At 44.9% G+C, this 21,782-nt stretch carries 18 protein-coding genes; 11 read left to right on the top strand and 7 right to left on the bottom strand.

Annotated elements, in window-relative coordinates:
- Positions 1-44 precede the first annotated feature (44 nt).
- The 5 genes from C7H79_RS06340 (at position 45) to C7H79_RS06315 (ending at position 5,664) form a co-directional block, all read left to right on the top strand.
- Positions 45-461, top strand: coding sequence for a GNAT family N-acetyltransferase (locus C7H79_RS06340; RefSeq protein ID WP_242447174.1), 417 nt, complete (start codon positions 45-47; stop codon positions 459-461).
- A 306-nt stretch (positions 462-767) separates the two neighbouring features.
- A complete protein-coding gene (locus C7H79_RS06335) occupies positions 768-1,376 on the top strand; it encodes a MotA/TolQ/ExbB proton channel family protein (RefSeq protein WP_106706455.1) in 609 nt (202 codons plus the stop codon).
- A 651-nt stretch (positions 1,377-2,027) separates the two neighbouring features.
- Positions 2,028-2,834: an MlaA family lipoprotein gene (locus C7H79_RS06325; protein ID WP_106706453.1), complete on the top strand. Its 807-nt coding sequence runs from the start codon at positions 2,028-2,030 to the stop codon at positions 2,832-2,834.
- Between the two features lie 113 nt (positions 2,835-2,947).
- Positions 2,948-4,945, top strand: coding sequence for a squalene--hopene cyclase (shc, locus tag C7H79_RS06320; protein ID WP_106706452.1), 1,998 nt, complete (start codon positions 2,948-2,950; stop codon positions 4,943-4,945).
- Positions 4,936-5,664, top strand: a complete 729-nt coding sequence (locus C7H79_RS06315) for a phosphorylase family protein (protein WP_242447173.1) — start codon at positions 4,936-4,938, stop codon at positions 5,662-5,664. The genes shc and C7H79_RS06315 overlap by 10 nt, the downstream gene beginning before the upstream one ends.
- A gap of 2 nt (positions 5,665-5,666) precedes the next feature.
- On the opposite strand, the gene C7H79_RS06310 is transcribed toward C7H79_RS06315, so the two are convergent.
- The 4 genes from C7H79_RS06310 to C7H79_RS06295 all read right to left on the bottom strand — a co-directional run bounded on the left by C7H79_RS06310 (position 5,667) and on the right by C7H79_RS06295 (position 10,376).
- Positions 5,667-7,439 carry an ABC transporter transmembrane domain-containing protein gene (locus C7H79_RS06310; protein WP_106706451.1) on the bottom strand — a complete coding sequence of 591 codons (1,773 nt, stop codon included), beginning with the start codon at positions 7,437-7,439 and terminating at the stop codon, positions 5,667-5,669.
- Positions 7,440-7,792: 353 nt separating this feature from the next.
- A complete protein-coding gene (locus C7H79_RS06305) occupies positions 7,793-9,220 on the bottom strand; it encodes a calcium-binding protein (RefSeq protein ID WP_106706450.1) in 1,428 nt (475 codons plus the stop codon).
- Positions 9,221-9,531: 311 nt separating this feature from the next.
- A complete protein-coding gene (locus C7H79_RS06300; RefSeq protein ID WP_106706449.1) occupies positions 9,532-10,050 on the bottom strand; it encodes a toxin-activating lysine-acyltransferase in 519 nt (172 codons plus the stop codon).
- 41 nt (positions 10,051-10,091) lie between these two features.
- Positions 10,092-10,376, bottom strand: coding sequence for a peptidylprolyl isomerase (locus tag C7H79_RS06295; RefSeq protein ID WP_197714599.1), 285 nt, complete (start codon positions 10,374-10,376; stop codon positions 10,092-10,094).
- Between the two features lie 278 nt (positions 10,377-10,654).
- Here C7H79_RS06295 and C7H79_RS06290 point away from each other — a divergent pair, with 278 nt between their 5' ends.
- The 5 genes from C7H79_RS06290 (at position 10,655) to C7H79_RS06270 (ending at position 18,074) form a co-directional block, all read left to right on the top strand.
- Entirely contained in the window at positions 10,655-11,320 is a 666-nt protein-coding gene (locus tag C7H79_RS06290; protein WP_106706447.1) for an ABC transporter ATP-binding protein, read from the top strand.
- Positions 11,317-13,866, top strand: a complete 2,550-nt coding sequence (locus tag C7H79_RS06285) for an FtsX-like permease family protein (RefSeq protein ID WP_106706446.1) — start codon at positions 11,317-11,319, stop codon at positions 13,864-13,866. Before C7H79_RS06290 ends, C7H79_RS06285 begins: the two co-directional genes overlap by 4 nt.
- A complete protein-coding gene (locus C7H79_RS06280) occupies positions 13,866-14,960 on the top strand; it encodes a lipocalin-like domain-containing protein (protein WP_106706445.1) in 1,095 nt (364 codons plus the stop codon). The genes C7H79_RS06285 and C7H79_RS06280 overlap by 1 nt, the downstream gene beginning before the upstream one ends.
- 1,047 nt (positions 14,961-16,007) lie before the next feature.
- Positions 16,008-17,240, top strand: a complete 1,233-nt coding sequence (locus C7H79_RS06275; RefSeq protein WP_106706444.1) for an AI-2E family transporter — start codon at positions 16,008-16,010, stop codon at positions 17,238-17,240.
- 201 nt (positions 17,241-17,441) lie between these two features.
- A complete protein-coding gene (locus C7H79_RS06270) occupies positions 17,442-18,074 on the top strand; it encodes a DedA family protein (RefSeq protein ID WP_106706443.1) in 633 nt (210 codons plus the stop codon).
- 62 nt (positions 18,075-18,136) lie between these two features.
- Here C7H79_RS06270 and C7H79_RS06265 read toward each other — a convergent pair whose 3' ends face one another.
- Positions 18,137-19,708: an amino acid permease gene (locus C7H79_RS06265; protein WP_106706442.1), complete on the bottom strand. Its 1,572-nt coding sequence runs from the start codon at positions 19,706-19,708 to the stop codon at positions 18,137-18,139.
- A gap of 376 nt (positions 19,709-20,084) precedes the next feature.
- Between C7H79_RS06265 and yidD the strand changes: the two genes are divergently transcribed.
- Positions 20,085-20,324 carry a membrane protein insertion efficiency factor YidD gene (gene yidD / locus C7H79_RS06260; protein ID WP_106706441.1) on the top strand — a complete coding sequence of 80 codons (240 nt, stop codon included), beginning with the start codon at positions 20,085-20,087 and terminating at the stop codon, positions 20,322-20,324.
- A 576-nt stretch (positions 20,325-20,900) separates the two neighbouring features.
- Here yidD and C7H79_RS06255 read toward each other — a convergent pair.
- Complete coding sequence (locus C7H79_RS06255; protein WP_106706440.1) at positions 20,901-21,215, bottom strand: HPF/RaiA family ribosome-associated protein; 315 nt, start codon at positions 21,213-21,215, stop codon at positions 20,901-20,903.
- A gap of 44 nt (positions 21,216-21,259) precedes the next feature.
- Positions 21,260-21,697 (bottom strand): host attachment protein, encoded by a 438-nt coding sequence (locus C7H79_RS06250; protein ID WP_106706439.1) that lies wholly within the window; start codon positions 21,695-21,697, stop codon positions 21,260-21,262.
- Between the last annotated feature and the right edge of the window lie 85 nt (positions 21,698-21,782).

The following is a 21,782-nucleotide window of genomic DNA, read 5'->3' as shown; positions in this document are numbered from 1 at the left end:
CTTTTAATACTTGCTGATTTTCAATGAAAATCCGGATACGGTCCGTGCGAGATTCAGATTATCAATGGCTGCTTGAATTGCACCATACCGTGTACCATGATCTGATAACGAAAGAGTTCGGTTATTGGGATAATGACGAGGAATTGGGTTTGTTCAAGAAGGCATGGGAATCAAAAAAGATCGAAATTATTTTACAGCATGACATGCCTGCTGGCATGTTCATTGTCGATGAACATGCGGATCATATATGGCTGGATGAGATTCAGCTTGACCATCATTGTCAGAATCAAGGCATCGGCACGACAGTGATCAGACAATTGATTGCCAGAGCCCGTGCACGTTATTTGCCATTGCGCTTGAGAGTTCTGCATGCAAATCAGAGCGCATACCGACTATATCAGAAACTGGGTTTTCTGCGGATTGGCGAAGCAAAGCATCATCATGTGATGGAAATCAAATGATGCTTTTTAAGAGGGTCTTCAAAATTGTATTCTTTCGATTCGTTCATTGGCGCTATTCGGTGTTGTGCTTTATCAAGGATTGTCACATAACTTATGTGCAAGGTTGTTTATGGGACACGATTCATTTAGATAATGAACATGGGGCAGAGAGGAATGTTTATTAACCGACCGCCAGAATTACATGCATTCAGATGCAGCTCATATTGAATTAACTGCTTGGTAATAATATATGTAAATCAGGTAATATATCAGGTTACGGAATATTACCTTAATACCTGGATCTAAAGTGAGTAAGGAGATTGTCGCGTGTTATCTTTAATTCAAGCAGCAGGTTGGCCAATTTGGCCAATCATAATTGCTTCCATAGTTGCCCTGGCCATTATCGGAGAACGGATGTGGACATTGCGTTTGAGCATTGTTTCGCCTAAAGAGTTGTTACCCAGGGTGTTAAGTGAATATAAACGCAACGGTGTGAACCCAGAGATGCTGGCGCGATTGCAAATGCATTCTCCGTTAGGGCAAATTTTTGCGGCCGGACTTAGAAATGTCAAAAGCACACGTGAGGTAATGAAGGAGTCGATTGAGGAATCAGGTCGAATAATTGTGCATGATTTGAGTCGTTACCTGACTACCCTAGGAACCATTGCTGCATTGAGTCCTCTGATGGGCTTGTTTGGCACATTGGTGGGTATGATCGAAATCTTCGGATCAAATTCTCCTACTGGAAGCAATCCGGCTCAGCTTGCTTACGGGATTTCAGTTGCGCTATATAATGCTGCATTTGGCATACTTGTGGCTATCCCTAGCATGATTTTTTATCGCCACTTCAGAGCAAAAGTTGATGACTTCGTGATCGAAATGGAATTGCAAGCGTTAAAATTAGTAGAAATCGTGCATGGAGAGAGAGAAAATTAATTTTCTGATTGGGCTCTCAGTTGATAAGATATTTGCAGGAAAACGGAAAAATAATAGTCATGAGAGCTATTGAGGTTGCGGCTAATGTCGTGAGCGAGTGAGTAGTTTGATTTGCGATGCTTGTGTGCTTTTTTATAGCGATTGAAGGCATTCAAAGACTTTAACATTGCGCAGCAAATCTCAATTTATGGGTGATACGGAATAAAAATGACTCTAATCTTGTAAACTTTGAAGGATACAAACAATTCTTAATTGAAGTAACAAAGTATGATCCTGAGGTAGTGTATACTTCGGCTGAATCGATTTTGACAGGGAATGAACGTTGGAAAAGGCAGGTGGCCATAGTTATAAGTGGGATGCTGGGCATTCTTTCCGCCGTTGAAAAATGCTTGTTGCACAAGGAGTATTTCAAGCGATTTAGATGGAATTGTTTGAAGTGATGTTGCACTTATCTTAACTGTCCACTAGGGAGCGCCCATCTATCATTTTGAGAGCATATTAAAGAATTTATGAAATTGGTTTGTCTGTAAACGCAGTACATCAAGCAACAGTCGATGAAATTAAATGACTGTTGAACCGGGATTGATGAGCCTGTTGAATGGCATCTGCACTTGCAAAAGGAAACATGAAAGCTGGTGATATTAAAAGTAAATGAATGAGAATACTGGAATCTTGAGAAGTACTGATTATCATTGTCTGATTTTTATATTTTTTCTTTGTATGACAATCTTGCAGGGGTGTGCGACAACGCCAGAGAGTGGTGATACGGATTTTGATCCAATTGATCCACATGAGAAAATAAATCGTGCTTCTTATGATTTTACGGACAGTGTCGATCGGAAAATTTTTGTACCCATTGTGAATGTATACGCTGATTATGTACCTACTGCCGCACAGCGATCAATTGGAAATTTCTACGATAATCTGGCATATCCGAATGTCGTCCTAAATTCTTTTTTACAAGGAAAGGTAAAGCAGGGTGCCGGGGATACGCTACGCTTTCTTGTTAACTCGACAATTGGTTTATTTGGGTTTTTTGATATGGCGACCCATATGGGGCTAGAAAAGCACGATGAGGATTTTGGTCAGACGCTAGGTGTATGGGGAGTTGATCCGGGTTCTTATTTATTTGTTCCACTATTAGGGCCCAGTAGCGAGCGCGACGTAACCAATATTCCAATGAGCATTGTTACCAATGTGCTTTTTTATGCCGGTCTTGCGGTAGGAACGTATTTTGCTGCGCCGCTGACCATCTTGGGCGCTATTGACAAGCGTGCTCGTTTAATTGGTCCGATGCGGGTGCGAGATGAAGCTGCACTGGATCCGTACCTGTTTGTACGTGAAGCATCCTTACAACAACGTGAATTCTTGGTACATGATGGCAAACTACCCCTAGACCTTTATTATGATCCTTTTCAGGACAATCCCTTTGATAGTGATGTAAAAAAGAAGAAATAGTGTTTTTGATCTTGATTCGATAGCCATCGAGTATCTGATTAACCGTGAAGTCAGTTTTGTTGAAAATGCACCATTTTTTAGAATTATAAATAGATATAATCGCTTAGGAATATATGGACGGGCTACAGAGAATATCAAATGTATTGCAACAACCGGGTGGGTTTTCTGTGAGTGATGAAACGCCATTAGCGCATTCAGCCCTTAATCAGAATGAGATCAATGTCGATGAGCTGGAAAATAAGTATGCTCAAGCTCGTTCGGCTATGTTATCTCTGCAGAAATCTGATGGGCATTGGTGTTTTCCGCTAGAGGCGGATTGTACAATCCCGGCAGAATATATTCTAATGATGCACTTCATGGATGAAGTCGATGTCATTCTGGAAAATAAGATTGCTCGTTTTATTCGTGAAAAACAGGATATGACTCATGGTGGATGGCCTCTGTATTATGGTGGAGCGCTTGATATCAGCTGTACCATTAAATCCTATTATGCCTTGAAGTTGGTGGGTGACTCACCCGACGCAGCACACATGATACGCGCCAGAGAAGCTATTCTGGAGCGCGGCGGTGCAGCCAAAGCCAATGTTTTTACTCGTTTGCTGTTAGCGATGTATGATCAGATTCCATGGAGCGGAGTGCCGGTTGTGCCTTCGGAATTGATATTATTACCTAGCTGGTTTCCATTTCATATCAGTAAGGTTTCTTACTGGTCGCGTACGGTAATGGTTCCGCTCTCTATTTTGTGTACGATCAAGGCGCGTGCAATCAATCCTCGTAGTGTCGATGTTCGCGAGTTATTCATCGTTCCGCCAGATCAGGAAAAGAATTATTTTCCGAAAGCAGATACTCTGTTGAAGCGTGTTTTCATGCTGGTCGAACGAATTTTATCACGCGTGGAACCCAAGCTTCCTCAATCGATACGTCAATATTCGATACGCAAAGCAGAAAATTGGACGCTTGAGCGGTTGAATGGAGAATGTGGAATTGGTGCTATTTTCCCTGCAATGGTCAACGCGCATGAATCACTGGCATTGCTGGGCTATGCCTATGATCATCCCAATCGAGTGCAATGTCGTAATGCGTTGCGAGGCTTGTTAATTGACGAAGGAGAGCGCGCATGGGTTCAGCCATGTACCTCACCGGTTTGGGACACGGTATTGACAAGTTTGGCGTTGCAGGAAGATCCAACGACAGATCAAGCCCCTGTGCTACAAGCACTGGATTGGCTGGTTGAGCAACAGGTCTTGGATGAGCCGGGTGATTGGCGCGACAAACAATCCGATTTGCCAGGAGGTGGTTGGGCATTTCAGTATGCGAATCCGCATTATCCGGATCTGGATGATACCGCTGCTGTGGCCTGGGCATTGGATCAAGGAGATGCGCAACGTTACCAGAAACCCCTGGATCGCGCAGCAAATTGGCTAGCAGGCATGCAATCACGTAAGGGTGGATTTGCGGCCTTTGATATTGATAATACTTATCACTATTTGAATGAAATTCCTTTTGCCGATCACGGTGCGTTGATTGATCCCCCAACGAGCGATGTGACGGCGCGTTGTGTCGGTTTGCTGGGAAAATATGGGAAGCATCAACGCGAAGTCTGGCGTGGTATTAGTTTTCTGCTGCGTGAACAGGAAAAAAATGGATCCTGGTTCGGCCGCTGGGGTACCAATTATATTTATGGCACATGGTCCGTACTGGAAGCCTTTCGGTTGACCAAGTTCGATATGCAACATACATCGGTGCGTCGGGCAGTGAAGTGGTTGGAATCAGTACAAAGAGTCGATGGCGGATGGGGTGAAACGAACGATTCCTATCTGGACACACAGCTAGCCGGAAAGTTTTCCGAGACCAGTACTGCATTTCAAACCGCCTGGGCCGTGCTGGGCCTCATGGCAGCCGGAGAAGTCAACAGTGAATCGGTACGCAAGGGAGTCAACTACTTATTGCGTAATCAGACGGATGATCATTTGTGGGAAGATCCTTGGTTTACTGCTCCTGGTTTCCCGCGAGTTTTTTATCTTCGCTATCACGGGTATTCAAAATTTTTTCCGATCTGGGCGCTGGCACGTTACCGTGTACTGACCAGGACAGAAGCTGGATGTGTGTAACTGGCTTAGTGACAGCTTTAAGAGCTGAAGCCGGTTGTGTATCATCGAGGCGGATTCCGTTCAACGAAATGGTGCAGATTGATGATCAGGCTATTTTGTGGCTGAGTGGCATGGGCGCTCAGGCGGCACGAACAGGGGCAGAAGGGTTGCTTCAACAGGGCGTCACAGGATTGGTAAGTTTTGGTGTTGCCGGCGCATTGAGTTCTCATTTGAAGCCAGGTGATTTGGTGTTGCCGGAGGCTATTCATTCCACTGAGCAGTTATCCGTAAATATGAGTTGGCGCAACCGGTTGCAACAATTATTACCAGTTGATATTGTTGTGTTTGGCGGTTTATTGGCTGATAGTCCGGTACCCTTGACAAGCGAAAAAGCAAAAATGGAATTGGCTCATGCTACAGGTGCCTGTGCGGTGGATATGGAGAGTGGCGCAATTGCAGCGATAGCTGCAAAAGCAGGTGTTCCTTTTATTGCCGTGCGTGCTATTGTCGACCCGATTCAATTCTCTCCGCCGCAAGCGTTGTTTGGTGCGGTGTATCCAGATGGCAGTGTGGATCCGTTGCGTCTAATGACACTTTTGTTGAAACGCTCCGTGCATCTGCGCACACTTATGCAGATGGGAGTCGGTATGCGCGCAGCTCGGAAAACATTATCACGAGTGATCCAATCTGCAGGTGTCGGTCTGGATAGTCAGGAAATTGATCGATTGGCAGTAGCGTAGGTTTATATTTCTGAGTGTGGCTGTAGTTGCAATGCTGCCAGTTGCGCGTATAAAGCGCTCGATTGCAGCAATTCAGTATGCGTTCCCAGTGCGTCCAAATGGCCATGATCGAGTACTGCAATCCGATCGGCAGACTGCACAGTAGCCAAACGATGGGCAATGACCAAGGTTGTGCGATTGCGCATCAGATGTTGCAACGCTTGCTGCACCCAAAACTCACTTTGTGCATCCAGCGCACTGGTGGCCTCATCCAGTAACAAAATGGGTGTGTCGGCTAACAATGCGCGTGCTATTGCCAGTCGCTGTTTCTGGCCGCCGGATAAACCTAATCCTGAATCCCCTAGGTGTGTTTGATAGCCTTGCGGCAGCATGCGAATGAAATCGTGCGCATAAGCTGTCTTGGCAGCTAACTCGACTTCAGCATCAGTTGCATCGGGGCGAGCATAGCGAAGATTTTCGCTAATCGTACCGTAAAATAGCGACGGATTTTGCGATACCAAGGCGAAACAATGTCTTAATGCAAAAAGATCCAATTGTCGAATATCAATGCCTTCTAACTCAATACTTCCGGATTGACTATCAAAAAAGCGTAGCAGCAGATCAAACAACGTCGATTTTCCTGCGCCGGAAGGACCTACCAGCGCCAATGTTTCGCCTGCATGAATCGTGAGTGATAGCTGGCTGATAGCCAAAACTTCGGGGCGGGACGGGTAGGCAAAGTTCAGTCGATCAATGGTTATATTTCCGAATACTTCTGGCAATGGATGGGGTTTTGCTGGAGATTGAATCAGATTAGGTGCATGTAATAATTCTATTGTCCGTTCGGCGGCACCGGCAGCACGCTGCAACTCGCCGATGAGTTCCGAAATGGACGCAACGGCGGAGCCGACAATAACGCTATAGAAAACAAAAGCAGCCAATTCGCCGGCACTGATGCGGCCTTCGATTACATCCATACCGCCTACCCATAGCATTAATCCGACGGCGCCGAGGACCAGGATTATGACGATAGTGATGAGTAACGCACGTTGTGTGGTGCGTTGTTTGGCAACAGCGAATGCTTCTTCGACCTGATCGTGGAACGTGGATTGGTCGATGGATTGGTGATTGTAAGCCTGTACGGTTTTTATTTGTCCAAGCACTTCGCCGACATACGCGCCGACCAAAGCAATTTTGTCCTGGCTTTGACGCGACAAATGCCGTACCCGGCGGCCGTATATTAAAATAGGTGCCACGACCAACGGCACACATACCATCACCAGCGCGGTGAGCTTGGCATTGGTGATGAATAGCCAAATAATGCCCCCTATCATCATAATCAAATTGCGCAGCGCGAATGAAACGGAAGATCCGATCACGGTTTGTAGTAACGTCATATCAGCGGTCAGACGTGATTGAATTTCGAGACTGCGGTTCTGTTCGAAAAAACCGGGATGAAGGTAGATCAAGTGGTTGAATACTTTCCGGCGAATATCGGCAATGACCCGTTCGCCCAACCAAGTGACCCAGTAATAGCGAGTGAATGTGCCCACAGCTAAGGCAATCACCAGCAGCAGAAATATCCCCACATATTGACTCAAAAGCTCTTTTGATTGCGTCGCGAAGCCTTGGTCTATCAGCAAGCGGATGCCTTGTCCAATTGATAATGTAATTGTCGCTGTAAATAATAATGCCAGCAAGCTGTAGATGACCTGGCGCTTGTAGGGTGTAATAAAATCTGCTGCCATTTTGACTGCCTGCCAGCGTGTTTGAATGCCTTCCTGAGAGTTTTTCATAGATCTTTAATTATTTTCCAAGGAGAGCCAGTGCGTGTGCATTCGTTATTGCACCAGGAAATGATGTAATGTGCGGTATTAATTGTCGAGATCTATGTGTGTTTTTGGAGCAACTCAGAGTTATGCTGCACAAAGAACTTCTTCTGGTTTATCTAAGAGTGTCCTTGCTGCAATAGATAGAGATTTATGATTGTAACAAATGAGAAATGGAATTACTAACTGGGCTTGTGAATGGCTATCGACCCAAGCTTTTTAGTAAAGCGAGATGGTCTCGAAGTATTCGAAAAATCGATACAACGGAAATGAAAACCGGATCTGTTGGATTTTTCAACAGATCCTAATCTTAAAATTAGTTAGAGTATAAAATCGGTAGCAGCAAGTACGTGAAGTCCATTTAACTGGATTTCCATATCGACAACTAAATCGCCATCACCTTCGAACTCTGCCTGAACAAGAGTCATGTTATTAATAGTATCTTGAAAATATCGAACCTCACCGCCACCGGCAAAATTACCTGTACCTTTGAAAATGAAAGCATTGTCACCTCCCCCCGTCACGGCATCGATGGATGACAGGTCAATTTTGTCAACCCCGGGAGTAAAATCATTGATCACATCCCGGTTAACGCCGACCGCACTTTCGTTTAGTGCATTAAAGTCAAAAGTATCGTTACCGCCACCGCCGGACATCACATCTCTGCCAGCGCCTCCAATCAAAGTGTCTTGCCCTGATCCACCAAAAATGATGTCATTGCCATCTTGACCGTAGATCGTATCATTACCATTTGCACCATTCAGCGTATCCGCGCCGCCACCGCCTTTGATCGTGTTATTGGAGGCATTGCCAGTGACATTGTCATTGCCATTCCCCATAAAGGCATTCTCGAAATTGGTATAGCTTTCATTGCCAAAATTTGTCAATCCGGTCGCCATATTGAACACATAGTTGCCATTAAAAACCGTATGATCGATGGTGTCGACACCCGTTCCGCCATCCATGGTTTCGCCACCTAAACCTGACTTCATGTAATCATTGCCCGCATCACCATTATAGGTTCCGCCGTCGCCATCAGAAGTAATTGTGTCATTACCTGCGCCACCGAATAACTTGTCAACGCCACCGCCACCTTCCAGGGTATCATTGCCTGCGCCGCCGAAAATCGTGTTGTCAGCATTATTGCCGGTTACGGTATCATTGCCTGCGCCCATTTTGGCTATTTCAAAATTAGTGTAAAGCTCGCCGCCAAAATTTGTCAGGCCGGTTGCCATGTTGAAGGTATAGTCTCCACTCCAGATAGTATGGTCTATGGTGTCGATGCCCGTTCCACCATCCATGGTTTCGGGACCAAGACCTGAAAACATCAGATCATTACCCGCATCGCCATTATAGGTGCCACCATCTCCATCGGAGAGAATGTTATCGTTGCCGCCGCCGCCATTCAGTTGATCAACTCCAGCATTTCCTCGCAATGTATCGTTGCCAAAGCCGCCAAATATAACGTCGTTACCATCATCCCCATTGATTGTGTCGTTGTCTGCTCCACCGTCGATGGTGTCATTGCCGGTGCCGCCATTAAGCGTATCATTACCTCCGTTTCCGTAAATTGTATCGTCGCCACTGCCGCCAAAAACAGTATCGGCACCGCCAGCGCTGCTGATGTTGTCGTTACCGCCGAAACCATTGATGGTGTCGGCCATTTGTGTTGGAAACCCGGAAACACCCGCTGAGATGAGTGCCACCGAAATTGTGTCATTATTATTTGTTCCATTGACTATAGCCATTTTGAAGCTCCTTGAAATAGATGAATCGCTTTGTCTGTCAGTTGATGAATAAAGATCATCAAGCGCTAGATTACTGAACACAGACTATATCGCTTGTGAGAAAAGTCACAGAGCTGGAATGATTTCCAGCTTTGACACAATGAGATAAATTGTGATCAGGTTGCAATTCTGAGTGATTGGAACGTTGAAGAGCTGCCTGCTAATTGCTAGTAAAGTGATTTACCTTCTAGTTTTGTTAGGGATAGCACATTCGTATGTTATTGAGGATATCTGGTATTAATGGGATTCAACTATCCCTGCTATGGGGAAGTTTAGATGATGGATTTTTCTTCCGATTGGGCAGCGTGAATATGTGCATCGACGAAAGCATTGACGCTGAGGCGGCCGGGGCGGGTACGACCATTTGGGTAATGACGCTTGAAATAGACCATTATCTGAGCGCGTCCAATCTCGCGTAAGCGCTCGAGGATGATGTGCGTGATATCGTTCGATTCCGACGCCCAGGCATTGATCAACAGTATTTCACCGGCTTGGCTATCCTCGAAGGAAAGTTCGCCCTGTTCCGCAAGCCACATTTCACCTTTTTTCTGAGTGGTTAGTGCCCAGCCGAGAAATCCGACAATGCGTCCATTGTCCGATGCGATGAGATAGTGGCCGCGGTTAATTTGTCCGACCAGTATACGGGACCAATGCCCGAATGGCAGGCGCGCGAACGCCGGTTTAGTCATCAGATAACTGACTGCGAATCCAAGCGCTTGCGCAGGGTTGATTCCCGTCAAAAGACGAATTTTGGAAGCATCAGTTTGTGTTGTTGATGTTTTTTCCGGCAAAGTCTGATTTTCGTAAGTCGTGGTGAACTACGCCGCGGATTTTAATCGCTACGTTGAGTTACTTCCAATAGATGAAAGCCAAACTGGGTTTTAACCGGACCTTGTACTTCACCGACCGGAGCGCTGAAGACGACAGTATCGAATTCCTGCACCATTTGTCCGCGGCCGAATTCACCCAATTCCCCGCCTTGCTTGCCAGACGGGCATAATGAGTGTTGCTGGGCCAGAGTGCCAAAATCAGCACCACTTTCAATTTCTGCTTTCAGGTTGTTACATTGATCTTCGGTTTTAACCAGAATATGACGTGCACTGGCTCGTGACATGATTTTTCTCCTATTTTTAACGGACTCTTTTAGAAATTACAGCACCTTTGCAATGTTAGTTTGCTCACGAAAACTACTTGAATAATATATAAAATATATGTGGCGTTCCTATTTTATGCTTGTGTTTTACTTGGTTCAGGATTTTGGATTTCTAGAAGTGCCCTCGATTAATTAATTATCGTGGTACAGTTAAAGCATACCTTGGTCGAGCGATACTTGCACTGCTTTTTTCAGTACCACTGGCCAACTATTTTCAATGAATTGCCGGAGTATTATCGAATATGCTGGAGATACGCAACCTTACTAAAGGTTATGCCGAAGATCGGAAAGTGCTGGAAAATTTAAGTTATACGCTGAATGTGGGCGAGTACGTCGCGATTATGGGTGAATCGGGAGTGGGCAAATCGACGCTGTTGAACCTTATTGCTGGTTTGGATTCGCCTGATTCCGGCGAAATCCGGATTAACGGAATTGCCATTTCATCAATGCAGGATGATGCCGCGACGCAATTGCGGCGAGAACAATTTGGTTTTATCTTTCAGGCATTCCACGTGTTGCCTCATTTGACTCTGGCACAGAATATTGCGTTGCCATTGTTGTTGAATGGTGTGACGACGGATTGCGTGGATCAGATGTTGGAGCAAGTAGGGCTGTTTGGTCGCGGGCATCACTTTCCGCGTCAGTTGTCCGGCGGTGAATTGCAGCGCGTTGCCATTGCTCGTGCATTGATACATCGACCCAAACTGGTTCTTGCAGATGAGCCTACGGGTAATCTTGACCCGGACACCGCTCACGAAATTCTTCAGTTGATGCGCAAAGAAATCAAAGCGAATGGTGCGATCGGTATTATCGTGACGCATTCCCATGTGGCGGCTGCTACGGCGGACAGGGTGCTGAATTTGACCAAGGATGGATTGCATCCGGCGCAGTCAGAGCATCAGCCATGAAAGCAGCATCGATATTCCGTTGGATGCTGGTCAGTGAATGGCGTGCACATACACTACAATTAGTTGTTGCACTTATCGCTATAGCCATCGGGGTTGCTATGGCATTTACAATTCATCTGATCAACAGCGCGGCTTTTAATGAATTTTCCGCGGCTAGCAGGAGTCTTTCAGGTCAATCGGATTTGCAGGTACGTGGACGGAAAACATTTCTTGATGAGGCGCTTTATCCCGTACTGGCTGAACACCCAAGCATTGCGTTAGCAAACCCTATCCTGGAATTGGAGGTGTCGGTGCCTGGGAAACAGCAGGACAGGAATGATTACAAGCTGAAAATCATCGGTATCGACCCGTTTAGGGCGGTACAGATTTCTCCCGATTGGCTGGGATTGCCTGAAGAAGGGGAAACACTGGACCGTATAGCCAGCGATACAATATTTCTATCCCCTGCTGCAATGGAATGGTTGCAGGTTGAACAAGGTGATGCGCTGCAATTACAGGCTGGATTGCAAACAATCATACTGCGTGTTGCGGGCGGTTTGGTGCGAGCGCGTGCAGGTCAACGCATTGCGGTGATGGATATAGGTGCGGCTCAGTGGCGCTTTGAACAGCTCGGACGATTGTCACGGATCGAACTGAAACTCAAGGAAGGCATTAATCACGCAGCATTTAAAGCCAAACTGACTGAGGAATTAGGTGAATCCTACTGGGTTATGGAAGCAGCGGATCAGGAAGCGCGGATTGCCAATATGTCGCGTGCTTATCGTATTAATCTGAATATGTTAGCTCTGGTGGCGCTATTTACAGGTACGTTCCTGGTGTTTTCCACTCAGGCTTTATCAGTAATACGACGACGCCAACAATTTGCATTGTTGCGCGTGCTGGGTTTTACGCGACAGCAATTGTTGCAGCAGATCATCACTGAGGGCGGGTTTTTGGGGGTAATGGGCTCAGTACTGGGATTGGGGCTGGGCTATGCTGTTGCAATGACTGTAATCCAGTTTTTGGGGGGAGATTTAGGGGCAAATTTTTTCCCGGGTGTTAAGCCGAGTATTTTTCTTGATCCTTGGGACGTTGTGATATTTTTTGCAATTGGTTTAAGTGTGACGCTGTTGGGAAGCATCGCGCCAGCATTGGAGGCAGTTCGTGCCAAGCCTGCATTGGCATTACGCTCAGGCGCTGAAGATACGGCCATGGCAAAATTGTCTCCACCGTGGTTTGCGGTGATTTGTTTATTGCTTGCACTGCTGTTCACGCAGTTGCCTCCTGTTTTCGAGCTACCGGTATTTGGTTATCTCGCGATTGCATTATTGTTGGTTGGTGGTATCGCGTTGATGCCGCGATTTGCTGCATGGGTATTTTCTTTTTTATTGATCCGTTTGCGCCATGTTCGGATCGGTGCTGTTTTTACCTTGGTGCTGGCTCGTTTGGCGAATGCGCCAAATCAGGCTGCAATTGCATTGGGTGGCATACTGGCCAGCTTTAGCCTGATGGTGGCAATGGCGATTATGGTGACAAGTTTTCGCGTATCAATCGATAATTGGCTTGGTTACGTATTGCCAGCCGATTTGTATGTGCGTGCTGCTGCCAGCGGTGATCAGGGTGGTTTTCAACCCGATGCGCAAAATGCGATTATCGCGATGCCAGGATTTGATCGAGTGGATTTTTTTCGAACGCAGCAGTTGACACTTGATATCAATCGTCCGGATATCACTTTGTTTGCTCGGCCTGTGGATAAGATGGATCCACGCAATACGCTGCCACTAACGGATGACATGATTGCGCCAGGATCGTTGCCTGAGAATGTAATTCCGGTCTGGGTGTCTGAAGCGATGGTCGATTTATATGGTTATCGTGTGGGTGAAAGCGTGGTTTTGCCGATTGGTGCGGTATCCGTCGAGTTTCTGGTCGCCGGGGTATGGCGTGATTATGGTCGCCAGTTTGGTGCAATACAGATGCAGTTGACGGATTATCAGAGATTGACAGGGGATTTGAGCGTCAATAATGTGGCGTTGTGGCTGCGAGCTGGCACGTCATTGGACACAGTCATCGCGAACTTGCGGCAATTATCCTTTGGTGCAGCGCTTGAAATATCGAGATCAAGTGATATGCGCGCTTTAAGTCTGGAAATTTTTGATCGGAGCTTTGCGGTGACATATTTGTTGGAATTAGTAGCAGTGGTTATTGGATTACTCGGTGTGGCAGCTAGTTTTTCTGCGCAAATACTGGCGCGCGCTAAGGAATTTGGCATGTTGCGGCATATCGGCGTAATGCGTCGACAGATTCTCATCATGTTGGCTGCGGAAGGTGGTTTGCTGACTGCATTCGGTGTTGTGCTGGGTTTTATATTCGGATGGAGTATCAGTTTGATCCTGGTTTTTATCGTCAATCCACAGTCCTTTCATTGGACGATGCAATTACACATGCCATGGAGCTGGTTATTGGCGATTGCCGTGATTATGTTGATCTCGGCCACATTGACAGCCTTGTTTTTCGGGCATAAGGCAGTTTCTGTTCAGGTAATTCGCGCTGTACGGGAGGATTGGTGATGAAATGGAATAAATTCGGCAATGGTTTTATCGTTTTTGTAGGGCTGTTTTTTAGCTTGCTCGTCACCCTGGCATATGCCGAATCGAACCGATTAAAACCGGTGACCCCCGATTACAAGCTCTCCTTTCCTAAGGATTATGGCGCACATCAGGATTTTCGCCTGGAATGGTGGTATATCACCGGGTGGCTGGAAACAGAAGATAAGAAGCCATTGGGTTTTCAGGTTACTTTCTTTCGATATGCCACTGACCACAATCACGATAATCCAAGTCGCTTTGCTGCCAAACACTTAATTATCGCGCATTTGGCTTTGTCCGATCCCACGGTCGGTAAATTGATGCATTCAGAAAGAACCGCCCGGGAGGGTTTTGAACTCGCCTATGCCAAACTGGATAATACGGATGTTAAATTGGACGATTGGACGTTGGTGCGCGAGGAGGATGGGCGTTATCAGGTGGAGATGCAAGCCAGCGATTTTGGCTTGCAATTAACATTAACGCCCACGCAAAGCGTGATGCTGCAAGACATGAAAGGTTTTTCCCGTAAAGGCCCAAAACCGGAGCAAGCCAGTTATTACTACAGCGAACCGCATTTGAGCGTAACCGGTACAGTATTGAGAGAAAACAAACCAGTACCCGTTAATGGACGCGCGTGGCTGGATCATGAATGGTCGACCGTCTATTTGGATCCTGATGCCGCTGGGTGGGATTGGGTAGGCGCCAACCTGGATGATGGTTCAGCGCTGATGGCATTCCAAATACGAGCGAAGCAAGGTGGGAAAATATGGGCGTATGCGGCATTGCGAGATGCTGAGGGAAATATGACGATGTTTGATCCCGATCAAGTGGAGTTTACGCCGATACGTACTTGGCACTCACCGCATACTGATGCGGTTTACCCGGTTGCGATGCATATTCGTACCGGTGAGATTGAATGGAGACTTACACCATTGCTGGACGATCAGGAACTGGATTCGCGTCAATCGACTGCAGCAGTATATTGGGAAGGAGCCGTGACGTTGACCAAAGATAATCAGCCGGCAGGACGCGGTTATCTTGAGTTGACGGGCTATGTGAAACCTTTGTCATTATAATACTTAAGATAGATCCGATAATGTGCGGATATATTGGCAACCATGCGCTTTTCTGATAAATAATAAAGAGTACTTAATTTCAACACTTTCATTGTTGTTAAATGTGAGTTAGAATCCAATGGCGCAGTAATCTAAGTGGTACAAGATGATTGCGAATAAATTACTCGGCTCCACGCATAAAGATCGCTGCAGCAGTGAATCTGAGGGGCAGAGATAAGATTCACGATTACAAATTTTGTGATTGTGTGAGCAAGGGGAGTCGATAATTTATCGGCTTTAAATCTAAATCAAAGAAATGTACCTTAAATAAGGAGATAAATTATGAGCGAAATCAACAGAAGAGAAACAGATGCACAAGTTTTGAGATTGTTCTTTATTTCAGCAGCTGTTTTTATTGTTATCGGAGCAGTTGTTTACGGCATATTCTAGACTGAAAATCTTATCGCTGATCCTTGTTTGGTTTAAGTTTTGTTAGTTTTCTATCGAAACTTATGTCATCTCAAAAAATGAGAAATAAGGCAGTGACAGTCAATGCTACTAAAACAAAAAATGCCTATCTAGCGGACAAAAGTTAATCCTGCTAGATAGGCATTGTTTTATGTCATATACAGCCAAATCGCGGTTGTCTTCCATCTTCCTTATAAGCAATGATGATTGTTTGAGCTCGAATGTATAGAGATAATGTTATTCTTCTGTAACTCGGACTTATAGAGTGTTCTTTTGTACAACATAATCTTAAAGAGCCGCATCATCTGTTTCTATCCTATCGCTCTACCGTGTAGAGAAACTATTAATGGCATTAGCTAATGCCATGGGATAATATCACTGCTTTAGCTTAACCCATTGGAGGCTAAACCTGCAGGTTTAGGGATTTGTTAAAGATAGCTCATAGTTTTCATTAGATATTTTTTGCTGCATCTGAAAATAATATCTCATATGCGTTTGAGTAACATAATACCTTTGAAATACTCCCATAGTATTTGTCAAGTAACCTCTTGATACGGGTCAATAAATATAATTGTTAACAACACAGAGAATTTAAAAATAATGTCATTTAGCTTTGATAGTTTTTATGAGGCCAACCGTCGCATACTGATCTGGCTCATTCTGATTGGTATTTTATGGCTATTGCAAGACTTTTTTGGATTGATTTTTATAACATTTGTACTTACTTTTATTGCGACTCCGTTAGTGCATATTGGTCGGAACAAATTGAAACTACCGCATCGAGCATCTCTGGTGCTGGTATACATTTTTTTTCTAGCCGTGCTGGGTGGTTTTTTTCGTTATGTGACACCCAGTGTCATCGGAGAGGCCAATCGCTTCATCAATAACTTCAGTGAAGTGCAGTTAAAGCTGATAGAAATGAAACGAGACATAATTGGTAATTATCCAGGTATTGAGCGTCCTCTGCATGGTTATGCGCGCAGTATTCTGGATGAAGATAGTCTGCGAATAATTGACTCCAAACTTAATCGATTCCGTCAAAAGATCCACTTTTCTGATATCGAGCACCTGGATGACGTCAGTGATAGCGAGATTACTGAAGACACATATGAAAAACTGAGAAAGTATTACGACAGAGAAGCTGAGCTACTGGTAGATGTTCTCATGACAAAACAAATAAGTAAAGTTCGTGAAGAGCTGCCTAAGCTTATCAATTACCTTTATCAAGCGATTGGTACGATGTCGCTGGCTCTATTATTCAGTTTCTTGATTTTGTTTGACAATGTCCGCCTGAGTGGTTTGATGAAAAGTTTGCATGAGTCGCGGCTAAAGGATTTTTATCAGGAGACTGCACAGCCGGTAATCCGTTTTGCTTATGTCGTTGGTCGCGCCATTCAAGCACAAGCGATGATTGCATGCGTCAATACTTTTCTGACTATGATAGGACTGATCATGCTTGGAATTCCGTCGGTAGCATTGTTATCGTTAATTGTTTTTGTGTGCAGTTTTATTCCGGTACTGGGCGTATTTATTTCTACTACACCGATGGTGCTGGTTGCATTGAATACGGGTGGATTGACCTTGGCGTTAGGAATAGTCGGTATGATAACCATTATCCATATTATTGAAGCCTATGGCCTTAATCCGCTGATCTATGGTAAGCATCTCAAGCTCAATCCTGTCTTGGTGCTTATTATTTTACTTATTGCTTATCACAGCTTTGGTTTGTGGGGAATGATACTGGGCGTTCCAGTTGCATACTATTTTATCCATGATGTGTTTGGGGTGCCTTTATGGGATAGGCACCGATTAGAGCCAAGCATAACTGATTAATTGTTAATTGGGTTTATCTGTTATCCTGCAAAACCTTTAGGCAGAAGTGGCATAACTATTCAGAATAGTGCTACATAAAATATTATTCGCTGTCGTGAGGGAGCTTGTGGCTATTCATTTTAAGAAAAATCAGATTATGTAGTGAATGCAGAACAATCTCTTTCATGCAGTATTGATTTATAACGCTTACTTTTTATTTTCATGTTTCTTATCGATTTTATTCTTCACATTGACCGGCATCTTTATGCGCTGGCTTCAGAATATGGGCTATGGGTTTATGGCATTCTTTTTCTGATAATATTTTGTGAAACGGGGTTGGTTGTAATGCCTTTGTTACCTGGAGACTCACTTTTGTTTGCAGCAGGTACTTTAGCCTCATTTGAGGATTCGCAACTCAATCCCCATGTTCTTTTTGTTGGGCTATGTATTGCAGGTATTTTGGGAGATAGCGTAAATTATTGGATAGGAAAAAAGACCGGGCCTAGAGTTTTTACTTCTCAGGAATCTCGTTTCTTTAAACGCGAATACTTGGATAGGACGCATGCTTTTTATCTTAAATACGGAGCCAAAACGATAATTATTGCGCGATTCATTCCGATTATCCGAACCTTCGCTCCCTTCGTTGCTGGGATTGGAACGATGCCTTATCGCACTTTTATAACCTATAATATTATCGGTGCCATATTGTGGGTTGGTATATTTATTTATTCCGGATTTTACTTCGGGCAGCTTCCGATGGTTCAACAAAACTTCAAGCTGGTTATTTTGGCTATTATTATTTTATCGATAACTCCTCCAATAATAGAATATCTGAAGCATCGATACAAAAAATAGGATGATTGCCATACGATCTATTTGCCCAGGAATCAGCAACTCCTTCCTGGGAAATACAGATCTCAGTCTTTGCTTTTGCTCTTTGATGCTATGGAATCTTGGCTGCGATCGGTTAGTGATCGAATCGGTTTGATAATATCTTCACCGCCCGACGAACTATCGATGCCGAGGGCGAGATGACTTTTTCGATAACCGTATAAAAAATAGAAAATCAATCCGATTCCAGACCAAATCGGGAATACCAGTTTCGCATCATTCGGCAGAAACCAAAAAAGTGTGATGCAACCAATCACTGCAAGTGGCCCCACTAGCCAGATTACCGGTGCCCTGAAAGGCCGCACGCGATGCTTATCTTTGGTGCGCAGTATCATTACCGACAATGCAACCACCATGAAAGCGAACAACGTGCCGGAATTGGAGATGTCTGCTAGCTTCCCAACTGGAAAAAAAGCGGCAGCAACTGTTACGCCAATACCAGTTACGTAAGTCACAATATGGGGTGTTTTGAATCGTGAATGCACTCGACTCAATACTTCTGGAAGCAATCCATCGCGTGCCATAACAAAAAAAATGCGTGTCTGCCCAAATAACATCATTAAAACAACCGAAGGCAATGCCAGGAATGCAGTCAAGCCGAGTAAATTGCCAAATCTTTCCCATCCAATCTCACGTAAAACCAGCGCCAGAGCTTCACGCGAGCAAACGAGTGGATGCTGTCCAACAGCAGCAAGGGTTTGACATTGTTCAGCCAAGGCTATTGAGCCAGGCATTAGACCTTTGCCAGTTTCGTCGAGTATTGGCTGTGCGCCGATAGAGCCGACCGCACCCGCTGAAACCAATATATAGAAGATGGTGCAAATTACGAGTGAACTGATGAGTCCAATCGGCACATTGCGTTGAGGATTCTCGGTTTCCTCAGCAGCAGTCGAAACTGCATCGAATCCGACATAAGCGAAAAAAATGGAGGAGGCTGCAGCGACTACGCCTGTCTCTCCCAAAGGCAAAAAAGGATGGAAATTTTCGAGTTCAGTAACGGGTAGTGTCAGTGCAATAAAAAGTGTCAAAGCTGCAATCTTGATTGTGACAAGTACAGCATTAAACGAGGCACTTTCGCGCGTGCCAATAACCAATAGTCCGACAACGAGGATGCAGACAAAAACTGCCGGCAGATTGATGATGCCGCCGGCGAACGGGCCATTGGCTAGTGCGATAGGGATTTTTATTCCAAGCGAGTTATCGAGCAAACCGACGAAATAGCCTGACCATCCGACAGCAACCGCACTCGCAGCGACTGAATATTCGAGTATTAACGCCCAGCCTACCATCCAGGCCACCAATTCCCCTAGTACAGCATAGGAATAAGTATAAGCAGAACCGGAGACTGGAACCATTGAAGATAATTCGGAATAACAAAGAGCAGCCACCATACACACAAAACTGGCAATAATGAAGGAGAACATCATTCCGGGCCCGGCTTTCTGCGCAGCTTCGGCCGTTAGTACAAAGATACCTGTTCCAATGATTGCACCTACGCCCAGGAGAGTTAACTGCAATGCCCCTAAAGATCGATGAAGGCCTTTCTTTTCTGCTGTAGCCAGAATGGCGTCAAGTGGTTTTACGCGCCAGAAAATCATGTATTCTTCCTTTTGTTTAATGCGATTGTCTTCGATAAGCCGTAAATTTTGCGGGAATAGTGTACAAGAATTTTTGAGATTGAAAACTTATGTTGTATCAAGCAAGAACTTAGAACTTAAGAAAATGCCTGTTCAGGTTGAGTTGTGATCTATTACCTGGTACCTGAATTAGCCAAACGTGTTTTTTCAAGAAAATAATACCTAGAGACTAACAACTTCTTGAATATACCATATCTTGCTATTATGAGGAATGTGATAGCTTTTAGTATAGGTAGTGGTCATGTACTGAAAGCATTTTTAATTTTTCCCAGATACATGCTCTGGATAACATGAATAGCATGCGATGCCGGGTGGAGAAGACTAAAGGAATTTGAGTGTGAGTGCATTTTTTCGACTAATCCTGATTGGAATCATTAAACTTTATCAATATACGATTAGCCCATTTTTAGGCTCTCGTTGCCGTTTTTATCCGACGTGCTCAAATTACGCCATAGAAGCGCTTGAGCTTCATGGCGTTTTGCAAGGTGGTTGGTTTGCAGTGCGACGTATTATGCGATGCCATCCTTGGAATCCGGGCGGCATTGATCCGGTGCCGCAGGAGAAAACAAAGCATTAGTTTTCGATAAGATATTGCCAGGCTGTTTCGTCATATGGCTTATCGTTAGGCTATCGAGCGCTGTCCTCATCGTGACAATAATTTAAGCAGGGTATTGTGCAGTCATTACCGTCTGGCCAATAATCTCCAATCTGAGCTGTAATGACAACAAGATACCGCATTTTCAATTGAAACTCAGTGCAGGCTTTGGTATGAAGCAAATGGTTTATATTGATTGGAACAAGCAATACTGGGAAATTTTGAGTGAATCGTGGATGATACCTTCAGAAGAAACGGCGAGGCAGACATGATTATCCGATCGCCTCAAAGCAGCTGGCATTGCTAAGCTGCTGGCGTTTGATTTTGCTGCAGTTGGCGTAATAATTGCTGGAATGCTGAGTGATACAAGGGAATCGCTCATGCCTAATCAAATTAAAGAGGCGAGGTACATAGCCGAGAGGGCGTTCAGATTATATCAAGCACTCTATCAATGTTGATAAGAGAACCCATGGAGTGTTCTTCAGTCATGCGATGCTTAGCATGACTGATTGGGATATTTTCGCATCAATCATCACTTATCACTTGTATTCTGATTGATTAACGATTATCCAATTTTCCGAGAGTACTCTCGATCACTTTCTTCAACTTATCCACAGCACCCTGGACTGCTGCATCCAGGTTTTCTGCTTGGTGAGTAACTGCGATAGGTTGGCGACCTTCCAAACGTGCTTCCATCAGGCAACGTTTGTCATTAATACCACCCTTGTCGCTATTTTCGTCGCTGATATGTACTTCAACTCGAGTGACATGTGCGCTGAAACGATTCAGCACACCCTCAATCTTGGTTTTGACTTGCTGGGAAAATTCCTCGTGACCTTCAATATTACGGTCAGTATTAATTTGTATCTGCATGATTTTTCCTTTGTAAAATTGTGATTAACTCGATCTGACAGTATTTAAAGTCGTTCTGGTAGACGAGCGCGCAACTCTTCAGGCCGGAGCGACGAGTAGTCCTTGTCTATTTCCAGCGACACCAGAGAACTGAGTGGAGCACTGAAGTTAGAGCGTAGTAGGCCAAGAAACGCAGGTGCTGCCACTATTACGAGGCGTTCAAACGCGTTCTCCACGCGTTCTTGTTCGAGCCGATCAACAATCAATTTGGCGAAGCGAATTTGTTCCTGTTGCTTGGGTTCCACTTCGACCGCCATCGCATGGCGGCCTTCGCCGTGGCTGTCGAAGCTGCGTCCCGGACGGTCACTGCTCAGTTCCATCTGTTTTACGCGTGCGTCAGGATTATTAAAGGTCTCAAGCTCGGTCAAGGTCGCAATCGGTGAGTCTGCAGTATATAGTGTGGCATTGCCGCTGTTTGCGGTGAGAACCCAGATTTTAGTCATCGTGTTTACCCTCTCTATTTTACTTGATAGTTAAGTATATAACTTATTTGTGAAAAAACGATATAAAAGCAGCATCATAACTAAT

It is taken from the genome of Nitrosomonas supralitoralis (assembly GCF_003011925.2).
Classification (GTDB): Bacteria; Pseudomonadota; Gammaproteobacteria; order Burkholderiales; family Nitrosomonadaceae; genus Nitrosomonas; species Nitrosomonas supralitoralis.
The sequence above is the reverse complement of the archived record's forward strand: the minus strand, read 5'-3'. Positions and strand labels throughout refer to the sequence as shown.